Genomic DNA, 14,251 nt, shown 5'->3' with positions numbered 1-14,251 from the left:
CGGCCCGACCGTGGAGTCCGGTCGCTCGCCGGCTCGCCGCCGCGCTCGCGGCATCCACCCTGGCCGGCGTCGCGGGTTTCGTGGCCGTTCCCGGTGGGCCCGGCACCCCGAATGCGCTGTTGGCTCTCGCAGCTACCGGGACCGTGGCCGCCGCTGCGCTGCCGGCAAGCGGATGTAGCGGTGCGTTGCGCACGACGTTGTGTTGCTTGGCCGGGTTGGCGGTAGCCGCCGCCGTCGTCGGGATGGGCTGTGCCGCAACCGGTATCTCAGGGCAAGCCGTCGGCGCTGCCACGGCGGCCGGCGCCGTCGGCCTGATCCGGGCCGCGAGCCGGATCGCGGTGATGACCCGCGGTCCGGCCCGCGAGGCCCACGACCTGCTGACCGGTCTGGTCGCCGCGTCAGCAGTCGCAGCGGTGCTGGGTACCGTCGGCGTCGCCGCCGGGCAACCGGTCGACGGCGTGCCCCGACCGGTCGGTGTCGCGTTCGCAGCGGCGGCAGGCGCGGCCTTGCTGCTACGCGCCCGCTCCCACACCGACGGCTCACAGATCGCGGCGCTGCTGGCGGGTGGGGTCACCACCATCGGGATCGCCGTTCTCACCGCGGGTTGCGGGCCGTGGCCGGCCGCGGTGGCGGCGGCGTTGGCCGGTGCCGCAGTGGTTTTCGGCTTCACCGCACCGCCCGCATCCCCGTGGGCCCGCCGCGGCGCCGAGGTACTGGAGAGCTTGGCGCTGGGCATGCTGGTGCCCCTGGCCTGCTGGCTCTGCGGGGCCTACGGCGCCGCCCGCGGACTGGGTCTGGGCTGAGCGTGCGCAGCACCAGGGTCGCCCGGATGGCCGCCGCCGCTGCCATCGCCGGGACGACCCAGTGCGTGCCGCCGGCGAACGCGGTCGCACCACCCCCGATCGACAGCTCCCGGCTGCCCGCCGCGGCGCCGGCCGCACCGGCACGGCCCACCGTGCAGCGGGACGCGTGCGCGGTGCCAACGCTGGACCCCGCTGCGTCCGGGACCCAGCTCGAGGGGCTGGACCTGCCGGCGGTCTGGGCGCTCACCCGCGGCGCCGGCCAGCGGGTGGCGGTGATCGACACCGGCGTCGCGCCGCATCGACGGCTGCCCGGGCTGGTGGGCGGCGGCGACTATGTGTTCACCGGCAACGGCACCCAGGACTGCGACGGGCACGGCACCCTGGTCGCCGGAATCATCGGGGCCGCACCGGATCCCGCCGACCGGTTCAGTGGTGTGGCGCCGCTGGCGACCGTGATCGGCATCCGCCAGTCCAGCACCCGATTCGGCACCGTTGGCGACGGACCGGGGGTCGGCGACGTCGACACCCTGGCGAAGGCGGTGCGCATCGCCGCCGATCTGGGGGCGGCGGTGATCAACATCTCCGCGGTGGCCTGCCGGCCCGAGGGCTCCGGCCTGGACGACCGGGCACTCGGCGCCGCGCTGGCGTATGCGGTCGAGGAGAAGAGCGCCGTCGTGGTCAGCGCGGCGGGCAACACCGACGACGGCTGCGATGCCGAGCGGCCGATGATCGTCAGCCCGGCCTGGTACGACGACTACGTGCTGACGGTCGGTTCGGTGGATGCCCATGGCGCCCCGTCGGCGTTCACCCGGGCCGGCCCGTGGGTCGACGTGGCCGCGCCCGGCGAGGCAGTGCTGTCGCTGAGCACCGTCGGTGATGCGATGGCCACCAACGCCGGCGGCACCAGCTTCGCCGCGCCGGTGGTCAGCGGTCTGGCGGCGCTGATCCGGGCCCGCTTCCCGGACTGGACACCACGGCAGGTGATGGACCGGATCAAGGCCACCGCGCGCCACCCGCCCGGCGGGCGCGACGACGTCGTCGGCGCCGGGGTGATCGATCCGCTGGCGGCCGTCAGCTTCGAGGCGGCACCGACCGTCCGGCGGGTTCCCGAACCGGCCCGTCCGGCACCGTCGGCCCCGCCGGCTGTCGAGCCCGGCGCGGCTGCCCCTGGGTTGCGCACCGCCATCACCGGCACCGGTGGGCTGCTGGCACTGCTGCTGGCGGTGCTCACCGGCCGGGCGCTGGCAGCACGACATCGTGCGCCAGCAGCGCCTGCTCGCGACTGAGCCGGGGGCCGGCCGGCAGCCCGGCGAGCATCGGCCACGGCACCCCGGCGGGCGTCTCCGGCAGGCCCAGGCTGCGTGCCGCGGCGGTGTCCTCGACGGTGAACCGCACCCCGGTCTCGTCGATCAGGTAGCCGGCCCCACCGGTTCGGCCGGAGACACCGGCCGCCCGCAGGTAGGCGCTGCGGCCCGGCGGCAGATACACCGCGTCCAAGGCGGGGCCCGGGCCATCGGCCTGGGCCAGCACCGTCGGCGTCGCGCCCGTCGGCAGCGGCAGGCCCACACCGGCAGAGAGCGTGACGCCGACCGGATCGTCGGCCCGCCAATGGGCGCACAGCGTCACCGCCGCGGCCGGCCACTCGGCGACCCGGCCGGCGAAGTCTTTCGCCGGCGGGGCCTCGGGAACCGCATTGAGCAACAGCGACGACACCCGCCGTGGCGCCGCGGATTCCAGCACCGGATCGGCCGGGTTGACCGGTGTCCGCCGGCCGCGCCGCACCAGGTAGACAGCTGCCGACTCCGAGCTGACCGGCACGGCCTCGTCGGCGTCGATACCCGCCGGGTGCAGCGGGTCGGCCCCGGCGATCAACGTGGTGCCGGCCGGGTCGTCGCAGAGCGACCAGGTCGCCGTCGCCGCCAACGCCGCGCCGAGCGCGCCGGGGGCACCGGGGATGCCCAGCGGCGGCCCCCGCCGGGCCCTGCTGATCTCGGTTCCGGCGACCGGCCGCGGGGTGGTGGGGCCGGCGATCAGGCGCGCCGAGGCGAGGTTGAACACCGGATGGACTGTGTCGCCGACCCGGACATACAGCGCCCCAGAGGCGCGGTCGAGCAGGATCGGCGCGTCACCGAGGCCCGGTTGCGGCCGCACGACGGCCAACACCAGAGCGCCGGCCACCACGATCACACTGATCAGGCAGCCCAGACCCAGCCCGGCCCGGCCCGGCGCGGGACCCCCGGCCGGCTGCCCGCACCGCAGCGCACGCTCCAATCGGCGGGCGGCGAATCGGTGCGCACCCAGCTGCAGCTGTGTCGTCGTTGGTGCCGTCATGCACCCCCGTTCCCGTGCCGACGACGCTAACCGCGGCAGCGGCCGACGGCGTACGGCCATCCACAGGCCTGTCCGCGCCGGAAACCGGCTTCGGTACCATTCCGCTATGCGTTTTGTTCAGTTGAGCAGCATTTTTTGTGCGACGTTGATGGCGGGCGCACTGCTAACCGTCCCGGTCGTGGCTCCCGCGGTCATCCCGGCGGCCGGCGCCTACGACTGTCCCGACGTGGAGGTCATCTTCGCCCGCGGCACCAGCGAGCCGCCCGGTGTCGGCCGGGTGGGCCGGGCGATGATCGACTCGCTGCGCCAGCAAACCTCCAAGCGGGTCGACGAATACGGGGTGAACTACCCCGCCGGCCGGCTACAGCTCGGTGGCGGCGATGGCGCCAATGACGTGATCCGGCGCGTCAAGGACGCCGCCAACGTCTGCCCCGACACCCAGTTGGTCTTGGGTGGCTACTCCCAGGGCGCCTCGGTGATCGACATCGTCACCGGCACCCAGGTCGGCGGTATCACCTGGGGCAACCAGCTGCCGGCCGAATACGCCGATCAGGTGGTGGCGGTCGCGACCTTCGGCAACCCGGCCGATCGCGCCGGCGGTCCGATCAGCGTGCAGAGCGCCCTGTTCGGCTCCAAGGCCATCGACTTGTGCAACCCGGGTGACCCGATCTGCCATGAGGGCCCGGGCAACGAGTGGACCGACCACACCGACGGGTACATCCCGGCGCTGACGAGCCAGGCGGCCAACTTCATCGCCGGCCGGCTCCGCGCCGCCGGCCCCGCGCCCGACACCCAACCCCTGGCGCGCTGACCTGCAACGGCCAGGTTAGTTAGCACATCAATTTTTTGTTTCGTTAATATCCTTCGCTGTGAAGGCATACCGCATCCTGGCGGCCTGCGCCGCCGCTGCAGCGCTGCTGGTCAGCCCCGTCCCGTCCCCGACGGCTTCCGCCGAGGGGTGCCCGGACGCCGAGGTGGTGTTCGCGCGGGGCACCAACGAGCCGCCGGGGCTGGGCCGCGTCGGTGACGCCTTCGTCAGCGCACTGCGGGGTCAGACCTCCCGCTCCATCGGTACCTATGCGGTGAACTACCCGGCCAGCTACGACTTCGGCCGGGCGGCCGACGGCGCCAACGACGCCAGCGGCCACATCATGTGGATGGTGGAGAACTGCCCGGGCACCCGCCTGGTTCTCGGCGGGTACTCGCAGGGTGCGGCGATCGTCGACGTGGTGGCCGCCGCGCCGGTGCCCGGCTTCGGGTTCACCGCGCCGCTGCCGCCCGAGGCAGCCGACCACATCGCGGCGATCGCGGTGTTCGGCAACCCCTCGAACAAGATCGGCCAGCCCCTGACGAACAGCCCCGCCTATGGGTTCAAGACGATCGACCTGTGCACCGACGGCGACCCGGTCTGCTCCCCCGGGCGCAACTTCGCCGCCCACTCCGGCTACACCCCCGGCATGACCAACCAGGCCGCCTCGTTCGTCGCGGGCCTGCTCTAGCTGTCGTTGCCTTTTAGCGCGCGCCGCTCAGCGCGTCCGCAGGTCCCGGGTGATCACACTGCGCGCCCCCAGCTGATCGTCCGGCGGGTAGTCGACCCCGACCAGGGTCAGGCCGCGCGCCGGGGCGGCGGTGAAATCACTGGACCGGCGAGTGGCATGCAGCAGGTCGGCGCACCAGGTGGCACTGCGCCGGTGTTCGCCGACCGCCAGCACCGCCCCGACCAAGGAGCGCACCATCGACCAGCAGAACGCGTCGGCGCTGACATGCGCGGTAACCAGATCGCCCTCACGCTCCCAGTCCAGCCGCTGCAGATCCCGGATGGTGGTAGCGCCCTCGCGGTGACGGCAGAACGCCGCGAAGTCGTTCAGGCCCAACAGGTTTCGTGATGCCTCGGTCATCGCGTCGACATCCAGCGGGCGCGGCCAGGCGGTGACGTAGCGGGCCAGCTGCGGCGTCACCCCATACGGCGCGGTCGAGAGCCGGTAGGCGTAGTGGCGCCGCAGCGCCGAGAACCGGGCGTCGAAGTCCGGCGCCGCCCGTTGCACTCGCAGCACCCGGACGTCCACCGGCAGGAAACGCGCCAACCGGCGTGTGAGCGCGAGGAATTCCGGCTCGCCGTCCCGCCGGGTCCGCGAGTAGGCGTGCCGCAGTGCCCCGGTCGGAACGTCGACGTGTGCCACCTGCCCGGTGGCGTGCACGCCGGTATCGGTACGCCCCGCCGCGAAGAGGCGCACCGGAGTGCGAAACACCGTCGCCAGCGTCTCTTCGAGAACGCCGGCGACGGTGCGCTGCCCGTTCTGTACCGCCCAGCCGGCGAAATCCGTGCCGTCGTAGGCGATGTCGAGCCGAAGCCGAACTTCGGCCCCGAACTCAGGACTCGTCGGTGGCCTCGGCCGTCTCGGTGGCCTCAGAAGCTTCGGAAGCCGCAGCCTCAGCGGCCGGCTCCTCAACCTTCTCGGTCTCGGCGGATTCCTCAGCCGGCTTCTCGGCCTTCTCGGCCTTGGCCGGCTTCTCGGCCTTGGCCGCCTTGGCACCCGCCTTGCGCGCCTTCTCGGCCTCGGAGGTCACCGTCTTCTCCCGGACCAGCTCGATCACGGCCATCGGGGCGTTGTCGCCCTGACGCGCCTCGACCTTGATGATGCGGGTGTAGCCGCCGTTGCGGTCCGCGAAGTGCGGGGCGATCTCGGCGAACAGCGAGTGCACCACGTCCTTGTCGCGGATCTTCTTGAGCACCTCACGCCGGTTGTGCAGCGTGCCCTTCTTGGCGTGGGTGATCAGCTTCTCGGCGTACGGCCGCAATGCCCGCGCCTTCGGCTCGGTCGTCTTGATCCGGCCGTGCGTGAACAGCGAGGTGGCCAGGTTGGCCAGCAGCGCCTTCTGGTGCGAGGACGACCCGCCGAGACGGGGACCCTTGGTGGGCTTGGGCATTGCGACTTCTCCTAAATGGGGCCGGCCCCCGTATCAGGTAGGGCCGGGACGGAATTCTGCTAGAGCTGTTCGGTCTCGGCGTAGTCCTGCTCGTCATAGCCGGTGTCGGCCGACCAGGTGCCGGTGGCGACGTCGTAGCCGGCCACCTGCGACGGGTCGAAGCTGGCCGGGCTGTCCTTGAGCGACAGACCGAGCTGGTGCAGCTTCACCTTGACCTCGTCGATGGACTTCTGCCCGAAGTTACGGATGTCGAGCAGGTCGGACTCGGTGCGCGCCACCAGCTCCCCGACCGTGTGCACACCCTCGCGCTTGAGGCAGTTGTAGGACCGCACGGTCAGGTCCAGGTCGTCGATCGGCAGCGCGAACGACGCGATGTGGTCCGCCTCGGCGGGCGACGGCCCGATCTCGATACCCTCGGCCTCGACGTTGAGTTCCCGTGCCAGACCGAACAATTCGACCAGCGTCTTGCCGGCCGAGGCCAGCGCGTCGCGCGGGCTGATGGAGTTCTTGGTCTCCACGTCCAGCACCAGTTTGTCGAAGTCGGTGCGCTGCTCGACACGGGTGGCCTCGACCTTGTAGGTCACCTTGAGCACCGGCGAGTAGATCGAGTCGACCGGGATCCGGCCGATCTCGGCGCCCGACACCTTGTTCTGCACGGCCGGGACGTAACCGCGACCGCGCTCGACGATCAGCTCGACTTCGAGCTTGCCCTTGTCGTTGAGGGTGGCGATGTGCATGTCGGGGTTGTGCACCGTCACGCCCGCCGGCGGCACGATGTCACCGGCGGTGACGACGCCCGGGCCCTGCTTGCGCAGGTACATGGTGACCGGCTCGTCCTCCTCCGAGGACACCACCAGGCCCTTGAGGTTCAAGATGATGTCGGTGACATCCTCTTTGACGCCGGGGACAGTGGTGAACTCGTGCAGCACACCGTCGATGCGGATGCTGGTGACGGCCGCGCCGGGGATCGACGACAGCAGGGTGCGCCGAAGCGAGTTCCCCAGGGTGTAACCGAAACCCGGCTCCAGCGGTTCGATGACGAACTGAGACCGGTTGTCGGCCACAACCTCTTCGGACAGGGTCGGTCGCTGCGAGATCAGCATTGTTTTCTATCTCCTTCTCGGCACCCGCTATTTGATGCCGGTCGGTCCTGCACAGCTCAGTGCAGGGTGTTACTTCGAGTAGAACTCGACGATCAGCTGCTCGGTGAGCGGAACGTCGATCTGCGCGCGCTCCGGCAGCTGGTGGACCAGGATGCGCTGCCGCTCCCCGACCACCTGCAGCCAACCCGGAATCGGGCGGTCGCCCGCGGTCTCCCGGGCGATCTGGAACGGCACCGTGTTGAGTGACTTGTCCTTGACGTCGATGATGTCGTACTGCGACACCTGGTAGCTGGGCACGTCGACCTTCACACCGTTGACGGTGAAGTGGCCGTGGCTGACCAGCTGGCGGGCCATCCGACGGGTGCGGGCCAGGCCGGCCCGGTAGACGACGTTGTCCAGCCGACTCTCCAGGATGCGCAGCAGTTCCTCGCCGGTCTTGCCGCCGCGGCGCACCGCTTCCTCGTAGTAGCGGCGGAACTGCTTCTCCATCACGCCGTAGGTGAAGCGCGCCTTCTGCTTCTCCTGCAGCTGCAGCCGGTATTCGCTTTCCTTGATCCGCGCGCGGCCGTGCTGGCCGGGCGGGTAGGGCCGCTTCTCGAATGCCTGGTCGCCGCCGACCAGGTCGACGCCCAGCCGGCGGGACTTGCGGGTGGCGGGTCCGGTGTAACGAGCCATCTCTTTCTAAACCTCCTAGACCCGGCGCCGCTTGGGCGGACGGCAACCGTTGTGCGGCTGCGGCGTGACGTCGGAAATTGCGCCGACCTCCAGACCGGCGGCCTGCAGCGAGCGGATCGCGGTTTCGCGGCCCGAACCCGGGCCCTTCACGAACACGTCGACCTTCTTCACGCCGTGTTCCTGCGCCTTGCGGGCGGCGTTCTCGGCGGCCAGCTGCGCGGCGAACGGAGTCGACTTGCGCGAGCCCTTGAACCCGACGTGACCCGACGACGCCCAGGCGATGACGTTGCCCTGCGGGTCGGTGATCGTCACGATCGTGTTGTTGAAGGTGCTCTTGATGTGCGCGGCACCGTGCGGGATGTTCTTCTTTTCCCGCCGCCGGGTCTTCTGACCCTTCTTGGGCCCGGTGGTTTTCTTCGGTGGCATGACGATTACCTGGCCTTCTTCTTACCGGCGATGGTGCGCTTGGGGCCCTTGCGGGTGCGCGCGTTGGTCTTGGTCCGCTGGCCGCGCACCGGCAGGCCGCGACGGTGCCGCAGGCCCTGGTAGCAGCCGATCTCGATCTTGCGACGGATGTCGGCCTGCACCTCGCGGCGCAGATCACCCTCGACCTTCAGGTTGCCTTCGATGTAGTCGCGCAGCGCGGTGAGCTGCTCGTCGGTGAGGTCCTTGCTGCGCTGGTCCTTGTCGATACCGGTGGCAGCCAGGATTTCGTTGGAGCGGGTACGGCCGATGCCGTAGATGTAGGTCAGCGCGATCTCCATGCGCTTATCGCGCGGCAGGTCGACGCCCACAAGTCGAGCCATGGGTGGCATTCCTCTTTCGTAGCGGAGGTTGTGATCCCAGCCCGTTCCCGGCTGACAGCTCCGGGGCCCGGCCTCCGATCCGGGCGTATGTGAACTGGCCCATCTCTAAAGATGCCAGCCATTCACTGGTACTGGGAGGTCTGCATTCAGTTGTGGCTGGTGCCCGGCTACGCCGGGCCGGCGACTGCTAGCTAGCCCTGACGCTGCTTGTGGCGCGGGTCCGAGCAGATCACCATGACCCGGCCGTGCCGACGGATCACCCTGCACTTGTCGCAGATCGGCTTGACGCTGGGGTTCACCTTCACGGCTGCTGGGGTCCTGTTCTAATCGCTGGTTGGCTTACGTCTTCTGGGCGGCTGGACGATCCGGAGCTACTTGTACCGGTAGACGATGCGTCCCCGGGACAGGTCGTAGGGAGACAACTCCACGACCACCCGGTCTTCCGGCAGGATACGGATGTAGTGCTGCCGCATCTTGCCGCTGATGTGGGCGAGCACCTTGTGACCGTTCTCCAGCTCAATGCGAAACATCGCATTGGGCAGGGGCTCGACCACCCGGCCCTCGACCTCGATGGCACCGTCTTTCTTGGCCATTACTCTCCGGCGATCCTCCGTGTCTGGCTTACTTGTATATGTGCTTGCGCCCGCCGCGGCGCAGCATCGACTACGACTACAAAACGTGGGCCGGTGGCAGGAAATTCCAGGTAGATCCTGAGAATCTCAGACTGGGCACGCAAGAGTCGACGCGGAAGCCGCACCGTCGTCCCACGATACCCGTTGAAGAGCCCGGGCCAAAATCGTCGGCAGTGACAAACTGGTACGAACGCCCGACCGTTGTCACGCACCCGATGGGACGCACATGACCGAAGCACTGCCACTCAAACCCGACCTGGGCCGCTACGGCGTCTGGACCTTCGGCGCCCCCACACCCGAGCAGGCGACCGAGATCGAACGGCTGGGCTACGGCGCGATCTGGGTAGGCGGCTCACCGGCCGCCGAGCTCTCCTTCGTCGAACCGCTGCTGGCGGCGACCTCGACGCTGCAGGTGGCGACCGGGATCGTCAACGTGTGGTCGGCGCCCGCACCGGCGGTCGCAGAGTCGTTTCACCGGATCGAGGCCGCCTATCCGGGCCGGTTCCTGCTCGGTATCGGCGTCGGGCACGCCGAAGCCACCGCCGAGTACCGCAGCCCGTACCGCGCCTTGGTGGACTATCTCGACGCCCTCGACGCGGACGGGGTGCCGACCAGCCGGCGGGTGCTGGCCGCGCTGGGCCCCAAGGTGCTGAAGTTGGCGGCCGAGCGCAGCGCCGGGGCGCACCCCTACCTGACCACCCCCGAGCACACCGCGACCGCCCGGGAGCTGATCGGGCCGTCGGTGTTCTTGGCGCCCGAGCACAAGGTGGTGCTCTCCAGCGATGGTGCCGCGGCCCGCGCCGCGGGACGGGAGGCGGTCGGCTTCTATCTGCGCCTGTCGAACTACGTCAACAACTGGCGACGGCTGGGCTTCAGTGAGCGCGACGTGCGCGCGCCCGGCAGCGACCGGTTGATCGACGCGGTGGTGGCGCACGGCAGTGCCGACGAGGTCGCCGCCCGGCTCGGTGAGCACCTGGCGGCCGGCGCCGATCAGGTGACGATCCAGGTGCTGGGCGGCTGGGACCGCCTGCTGCCGACGTTGACGGAGCTGGCCGGGCCGCTGGGTTTGTGATTTCGGCGCGATTGTTCCCGCTGAGCGAGGGAAACCGCGCCGAAATCGCCCGGGGACCCCGGCTAAGGTTGCCCCATGCGTCTGCTGGTCACCGGGGGCGCCGGGTTCATCGGCGCCAACTTCGTGCACCGCACGCTCGCCCAGCAACCCGACGTCGCGATCACCGTGCTCGACGCCCTGACCTACGCCGGCAGCCGCGAATCGCTGGCGCCGGTGGCCGACCGGATCCGCCTGGTGCAAGGCGACATCACCGATGCCCCGCTGGTCACCGAGCTGGTCAGTGAGCTGGATTCGGCCACCGACGCGGTGGTGCACTTCGCCGCCGAAACCCACGTCGACAACGCGCTGGCCGACCCCGAGCCATTTTTGCGGTCCAACGTGGTCGGCACCTTCACCGTGCTGGAGGCGGTACGCCGGCATCGGGTGCGGCTGCACCACGTCTCCACCGACGAGGTCTACGGCGAGCTGGCCCTCGATGACCCGCGCCGGTTCACCGAGACGACCCCGTATCACCCGTCGAGCCCGTACTCGTCGACCAAGGCCGCCGCCGACCTGCTGGTGCGGTCCTGGGTGCGCTCCTACGGGATCCACGCGACGATCTCGAACTGCTCCAACAACTACGGGCCGTATCAGCACGTGGAGAAGTTCATCCCGCGCCAGATCACCAACCTGCTGACCGGGCGCCGAGCCAAGCTGTACGGCAGCGGCGCCAACGTGCGCGACTGGATCCACGTCGACGACCACAACAGTGCCGTCTGGCAGATCATGACCCGTGGGCATCCCGGGCGCACGTACCTGATCGGCGCCGACGGCGAACGTGACAACCGCTCTGTGCTGCAGACCATCCTGCGGCTGATGGGCCACGACCCCGACGACTTCGATCACGTGCCCGACCGGCCCGGCCACGACCTGCGCTACGCGATCGACCCCTCGGCGCTGCGTGACGAACTGGACTGGAAACCCGAACACACCGACTTCGAGGCCGGACTGCGGGCGACGATCGAGTGGTATCGCGCCAACCAATCCTGGTGGGCGCCACTGAAAGAGGCCGCCGAGGCCCGCTACGCCGAGCTGGGGCGCTGACGTGACATTCCGCGAACTGGCCATCCCGGGAGCCTTCGAGCTCACCCCAACCCAGCACGCCGATGACCGCGGGCTGTTCTTCGAATGGTTCACCGACGACGAGTTCACCGCGTTCGCCGGGCACCGCTTCGACCTGCGCCAGGCCAACTGCTCGGTGTCGCGCGCCGGGGTGCTGCGCGGTCTGCATTTCGCCCAGGTGCCGCCCGGGCAGGCCAAATATGTGACCTGCGTGTCGGGGGCGGTCTTCGATGTCGTCGTCGACATCCGGGTCGGCTCACCGACGTACGGGCGCTGGGATGCGGTGCTGCTGGACACCCGCGAGCGCCGGTCGGTGTACCTTGCCGCCGGTCTCGCCCACGGATTCGTTGCGCTGCACGATGACTCGACGGTGATGTATCTGTGCTCGGCCGGCTACGACCCGCAACGCGAGCACACCATCTGCGCCACCGACCCGGAGATCGGCATCGACTGGCCGGATGACCACCCCGTGGTGCTCTCCGAGCGCGACCGCAAGGCCCCGTCGCTGGCCGAGGTCCGTGCGGCCGGACTGCTGCCGAGCTGGGATCAGGGCTGAATCCGCATACGCCCGAGCGCCTTATTCGCGGCTACAGATCGAGGACCAACGCGAGTGCCTCGTCGACCCGCCCGATCTCCTCGATGGTCAAAAAGCCGACCGGCTCGGTAAGTCGGCGGAGATCGACAGTGTCGAGCTGGTCGCACATCACCAGAGTCTTTTGATCGGCAATGGTGACGACCGGCCGGAAGCTGGTTTCCCGAGCGCTAGTGCTGGTGAAGGCCACAATCCAGGTGCTCAGAGCAAGCCAGTCCGGTTGCAGCACCACGGCGAACCGGCGGCCCTTCTGCTCGTGGCCCGTGCCTCGCGCCGGCAGCCGGTAAACCTCACCCTTCATGCAGCGCCGCCCGATCCTGCTGGATCGCCCGGATTTCAGCAAGATCGACCGGATCGTCCTTGATGGCACGCGCTTCTGCCGCGGCCACTTGGCGGCGTTCGTCGCGGCGCATAGCTGCCAGTGCGGCCAGGATGACCTGGTCGGCGCTCTGCCGCCGGGAAGCCCCGATCTGAAGGAGCAGATCACGGGTGCTGGTTTGGACCTTGACGGTAGTGGTGTCGGCCATGACGCGCAGTCTACCCCCGGTAGACCGCGTGTTGCGAGGATCACATGCGGTCGAGTTTCCGCCCACGGCACCCGCCCTCGCATTTACTAGGATATCCTAGTATTCTCGTTGGTGGCTCGAGCTCACGACACACATTCCCGGGATGGCACATGACCGCTCAAATTCCACACTTCATCGATGGCCGCCGCACCGCCGGCCAGTCACAGCGCAGCACCGACGTTTTCGACCCCAACACCGGCGCCGTGCAGGCGACCCTGCCGCTGGCCAACACCGCCGACGTCGACGCCGCCGTCGCCTCGGCCGCCCAAGCACAGAAGGGCTGGGCCGCCCAGAACCCGCAGCGCCGGGCGCGGGTGATGATGCGCTTCATCGACCTGGTCAACACCCATGTCGACGAGCTGGCCGAGCTGCTCTCCCGCGAACACGGCAAGACCCTCGAGGACGCCCGCGGCGACATCCAGCGCGGCATTGAGGTGATCGAGTTCTGCGTCGGCATCCCGCACCTGCTCAAGGGCGAACACACCGAGGGCGCCGGGCCGGGCATCGACGTCTTCTCGCTGCGCCAGCCGCTCGGTGTGGTCGCCGGCATCACCCCGTTCAACTTCCCGGCGATGATCCCGCTGTGGCAGGCCGGCCCCGCGCTGGCCTGCGGTAACGCCTTCATCCTCAAGCCGTCCGAGCGCGACCCCTCGGTCCCGGTACGGCTGGCCGAGTTGTTCATCGAAGCCGGGCTGCCGCCGGGCGTGCTGCAGGTGGTGCACGGCGACAAGGAGGCCGTCGACGCGCTGCTGCACCACCGCGACGTCGCCGCGATCGGTTTCGTCGGCAGCTCCGACATCGCGCAGTACATCTATTCGACGGCGACCGCCCATGGCAAACGCGCCCAGTGCTTCGGCGGGGCCAAGAACCACATGATCGTGATGCCCGACGCCGACCTGGACCAGGCCGTCGACGCGTTGATCGGCGCCGGCTACGGCAGTGCCGGCGAGCGGTGCATGGCGATCAGCGTGGCGGTGCCGGTCGGCGACCAGACCGCCGAGCGGTTGCGCGCCCGGCTGACCGAGCGGATCAACAACCTGCGGGTCGGTCACAGCCTCGACCCCAAGGCCGACTACGGGCCGCTGGTCACCCGCGCGGCCCTGGAACGGGTCAACGACTACATCGGCCAGGGCGTGGCCGCCGGCGCCGAACTGGTGATCGACGGCCGCGAACGCGCCAGCGACGACACCCAATTCGGTGATGCCGATCTGACCGGCGGCTTCTTCGCCGGTCCCACGCTCTTCGACCACGTCACCACCGAGATGTCGATCTACACCGACGAGATCTTCGGCCCGGTGCTGTGCATCGTGCGAGCGCAGGACTACGAAGAGGCCTTGCGGCTGCCCAGCGAGCACGAGTACGGCAACGGGGTGGCGATCTTCACCCGCGACGGCGACACCGCCCGCGACTTCACCTCCCGGGTGCAGGTCGGCATGGTCGGGGTCAACGTGCCGATCCCGGTGCCGGTGGCCTACCACACCTTCGGCGGCTGGAAGCGCTCCGGCTTCGGTGACCTCAACCAGCACGGCACCGCGTCGATCACCTTCTACACCAAGGTCAAGACCGTCACCCAGCGGTGGCCGTCGGGTATCAAGGACGGCGCCGAATTCCATATCCCCACAATGCAATAGGCGCTGAGCAA

Annotated in this window: 18 protein-coding genes and 1 pseudogene; 8 read left to right on the top strand and 11 right to left on the bottom strand. The window is 69.6% G+C overall.

What is annotated here, in order from left to right:
* Together A5694_RS24170 and mycP are read left to right on the top strand one after the other, a co-directional pair.
* Positions 1–803 (top strand): annotated as a pseudogene (locus tag A5694_RS24170) (hypothetical protein); the annotation flags it as partial.
* A gap of 26 nt (positions 804–829) precedes the next feature.
* Positions 830–2,089 (top strand): type VII secretion-associated serine protease mycosin, encoded by a 1,260-nt coding sequence (gene mycP, locus A5694_RS17475; protein WP_064923456.1) that lies wholly within the window; start codon positions 830–832, stop codon positions 2,087–2,089.
* On the opposite strand, the gene eccB is transcribed toward mycP, so the two are convergent.
* Entirely contained in the window at positions 2,031–3,134 is a 1,104-nt protein-coding gene (eccB, locus tag A5694_RS17470) for a type VII secretion protein EccB (RefSeq protein ID WP_064923454.1), read from the bottom strand. The genes mycP and eccB overlap by 59 nt on opposite strands.
* A 106-nt stretch (positions 3,135–3,240) precedes the next feature.
* On the opposite strand from eccB, the gene A5694_RS17465 reads away from it, so the two are divergent.
* Both A5694_RS17465 and A5694_RS17460 read left to right on the top strand, forming a co-directional pair.
* Positions 3,241–3,945: a cutinase family protein gene (locus tag A5694_RS17465; protein WP_064923452.1), complete on the top strand. Its 705-nt coding sequence runs from the start codon at positions 3,241–3,243 to the stop codon at positions 3,943–3,945.
* Between the two features lie 58 nt (positions 3,946–4,003).
* Positions 4,004–4,633 carry a cutinase family protein gene (locus A5694_RS17460; RefSeq protein WP_064923449.1) on the top strand — a complete coding sequence of 210 codons (630 nt, stop codon included), beginning with the start codon at positions 4,004–4,006 and terminating at the stop codon, positions 4,631–4,633.
* Between the two features lie 27 nt (positions 4,634–4,660).
* On the opposite strand, the gene truA is transcribed toward A5694_RS17460, so the two are convergent.
* From truA to infA, 8 genes are all read right to left on the bottom strand, one after another.
* Entirely contained in the window at positions 4,661–5,545 is an 885-nt protein-coding gene (gene truA / locus A5694_RS17455; protein ID WP_064923466.1) for a tRNA pseudouridine(38-40) synthase TruA, read from the bottom strand.
* Complete coding sequence (gene rplQ, locus A5694_RS17450; protein WP_064923447.1) at positions 5,505–6,062, bottom strand: 50S ribosomal protein L17; 558 nt, start codon at positions 6,060–6,062, stop codon at positions 5,505–5,507. Before rplQ ends, truA begins: the two co-directional genes overlap by 41 nt.
* Positions 6,063–6,121: 59 nt before the next feature.
* Positions 6,122–7,165: a DNA-directed RNA polymerase subunit alpha gene (locus A5694_RS17445; RefSeq protein WP_064923445.1), complete on the bottom strand. Its 1,044-nt coding sequence runs from the start codon at positions 7,163–7,165 to the stop codon at positions 6,122–6,124.
* A 69-nt stretch (positions 7,166–7,234) separates the two neighbouring features.
* The gene (gene rpsD / locus A5694_RS17440; protein WP_064923443.1) at positions 7,235–7,840 is read right to left on the bottom strand and encodes a 30S ribosomal protein S4; all 606 of its coding nucleotides are present in this window, start codon (positions 7,838–7,840) and stop codon (positions 7,235–7,237) included.
* 15 nt (positions 7,841–7,855) lie between these two features.
* Complete coding sequence (gene rpsK, locus A5694_RS17435) at positions 7,856–8,266, bottom strand: 30S ribosomal protein S11 (RefSeq protein ID WP_064923441.1); 411 nt, start codon at positions 8,264–8,266, stop codon at positions 7,856–7,858.
* Positions 8,267–8,271: 5 nt separating this feature from the next.
* Entirely contained in the window at positions 8,272–8,646 is a 375-nt protein-coding gene (gene rpsM, locus A5694_RS17430; RefSeq protein WP_064923439.1) for a 30S ribosomal protein S13, read from the bottom strand.
* A 191-nt stretch (positions 8,647–8,837) separates the two neighbouring features.
* Positions 8,838–8,951, bottom strand: a complete 114-nt coding sequence (gene rpmJ / locus A5694_RS22810) for a 50S ribosomal protein L36 (RefSeq protein WP_003879483.1) — start codon at positions 8,949–8,951, stop codon at positions 8,838–8,840.
* A gap of 66 nt (positions 8,952–9,017) precedes the next feature.
* Positions 9,018–9,239: a translation initiation factor IF-1 gene (gene infA / locus A5694_RS17420; protein WP_003418601.1), complete on the bottom strand. Its 222-nt coding sequence runs from the start codon at positions 9,237–9,239 to the stop codon at positions 9,018–9,020.
* Between the two features lie 265 nt (positions 9,240–9,504).
* Here infA and A5694_RS17415 point away from each other — a divergent pair, with 265 nt between their 5' ends.
* The 3 genes from A5694_RS17415 to rfbC all read left to right on the top strand — a co-directional run bounded on the left by A5694_RS17415 (position 9,505) and on the right by rfbC (position 12,007).
* Positions 9,505–10,350, top strand: a complete 846-nt coding sequence (locus A5694_RS17415) for an LLM class F420-dependent oxidoreductase (RefSeq protein WP_064923437.1) — start codon at positions 9,505–9,507, stop codon at positions 10,348–10,350.
* 75 nt (positions 10,351–10,425) lie between these two features.
* Positions 10,426–11,433, top strand: coding sequence for a dTDP-glucose 4,6-dehydratase (gene rfbB, locus A5694_RS17410; RefSeq protein WP_019738177.1), 1,008 nt, complete (start codon positions 10,426–10,428; stop codon positions 11,431–11,433).
* A gap of 1 nt (position 11,434) precedes the next feature.
* Entirely contained in the window at positions 11,435–12,007 is a 573-nt protein-coding gene (gene rfbC, locus A5694_RS17405; RefSeq protein ID WP_064923435.1) for a dTDP-4-dehydrorhamnose 3,5-epimerase, read from the top strand.
* Between the two features lie 31 nt (positions 12,008–12,038).
* Here the strand turns inward: rfbC and A5694_RS17400 are convergent, their stop codons facing one another.
* Positions 12,039–12,344: a type II toxin-antitoxin system PemK/MazF family toxin gene (locus tag A5694_RS17400; RefSeq protein ID WP_064923434.1), complete on the bottom strand. Its 306-nt coding sequence runs from the start codon at positions 12,342–12,344 to the stop codon at positions 12,039–12,041.
* Positions 12,334–12,570, bottom strand: a complete 237-nt coding sequence (locus tag A5694_RS17395; RefSeq protein ID WP_019738174.1) for a hypothetical protein — start codon at positions 12,568–12,570, stop codon at positions 12,334–12,336. The genes A5694_RS17400 and A5694_RS17395 overlap by 11 nt, the downstream gene beginning before the upstream one ends.
* 149 nt (positions 12,571–12,719) lie before the next feature.
* Here A5694_RS17395 and A5694_RS17390 point away from each other — a divergent pair, with 149 nt between their 5' ends.
* On the top strand, positions 12,720–14,240 hold the full coding sequence (locus A5694_RS17390; protein ID WP_019738173.1) for a CoA-acylating methylmalonate-semialdehyde dehydrogenase: 1,521 nt from the start codon (positions 12,720–12,722) through the stop codon (positions 14,238–14,240).
* Positions 14,241–14,251 lie beyond the last annotated feature (11 nt).

Source organism: Mycolicibacter sinensis, assembly GCF_001667945.1.
GTDB classification, from domain to species: Bacteria; Actinomycetota; Actinomycetes; order Mycobacteriales; family Mycobacteriaceae; genus Mycobacterium; species Mycobacterium sinense_B.
This window is presented reverse-complemented; position numbering and strand designations above follow the sequence as displayed.

Coding starts and splice junctions, on each gene's coding strand:
- A5694_RS17395 (WP_019738174.1), bottom strand. CDS start 12,570: ATGGCCGACACCACTACCGTCAAGGTCCAAACCAGCACCCGTGATCTG.
- rpsM (WP_064923439.1), bottom strand. CDS start 8,646: ATGGCTCGACTTGTGGGCGTCGACCTGCCGCGCGATAAGCGCATGGAG.
- eccB (WP_064923454.1), bottom strand. CDS start 3,134: ATGACGGCACCAACGACGACACAGCTGCAGCTGGGTGCGCACCGATTC.
- rpsK (WP_064923441.1), bottom strand. CDS start 8,266: ATGCCACCGAAGAAAACCACCGGGCCCAAGAAGGGTCAGAAGACCCGG.
- rpsD (WP_064923443.1), bottom strand. CDS start 7,840: ATGGCTCGTTACACCGGACCCGCCACCCGCAAGTCCCGCCGGCTGGGC.
- A5694_RS17390 (WP_019738173.1), top strand. CDS start 12,720: ATGACCGCTCAAATTCCACACTTCATCGATGGCCGCCGCACCGCCGGC.
- rplQ (WP_064923447.1), bottom strand. CDS start 6,062: ATGCCCAAGCCCACCAAGGGTCCCCGTCTCGGCGGGTCGTCCTCGCAC.
- infA (WP_003418601.1), bottom strand. CDS start 9,239: ATGGCCAAGAAAGACGGTGCCATCGAGGTCGAGGGCCGGGTGGTCGAG.
- A5694_RS17400 (WP_064923434.1), bottom strand. CDS start 12,344: ATGAAGGGTGAGGTTTACCGGCTGCCGGCGCGAGGCACGGGCCACGAG.
- A5694_RS17445 (WP_064923445.1), bottom strand. CDS start 7,165: ATGCTGATCTCGCAGCGACCGACCCTGTCCGAAGAGGTTGTGGCCGAC.
- rfbB (WP_019738177.1), top strand. CDS start 10,426: ATGCGTCTGCTGGTCACCGGGGGCGCCGGGTTCATCGGCGCCAACTTC.
- A5694_RS17415 (WP_064923437.1), top strand. CDS start 9,505: ATGACCGAAGCACTGCCACTCAAACCCGACCTGGGCCGCTACGGCGTC.
- A5694_RS17465 (WP_064923452.1), top strand. CDS start 3,241: ATGCGTTTTGTTCAGTTGAGCAGCATTTTTTGTGCGACGTTGATGGCG.
- mycP (WP_064923456.1), top strand. CDS start 830: ATGGCCGCCGCCGCTGCCATCGCCGGGACGACCCAGTGCGTGCCGCCG.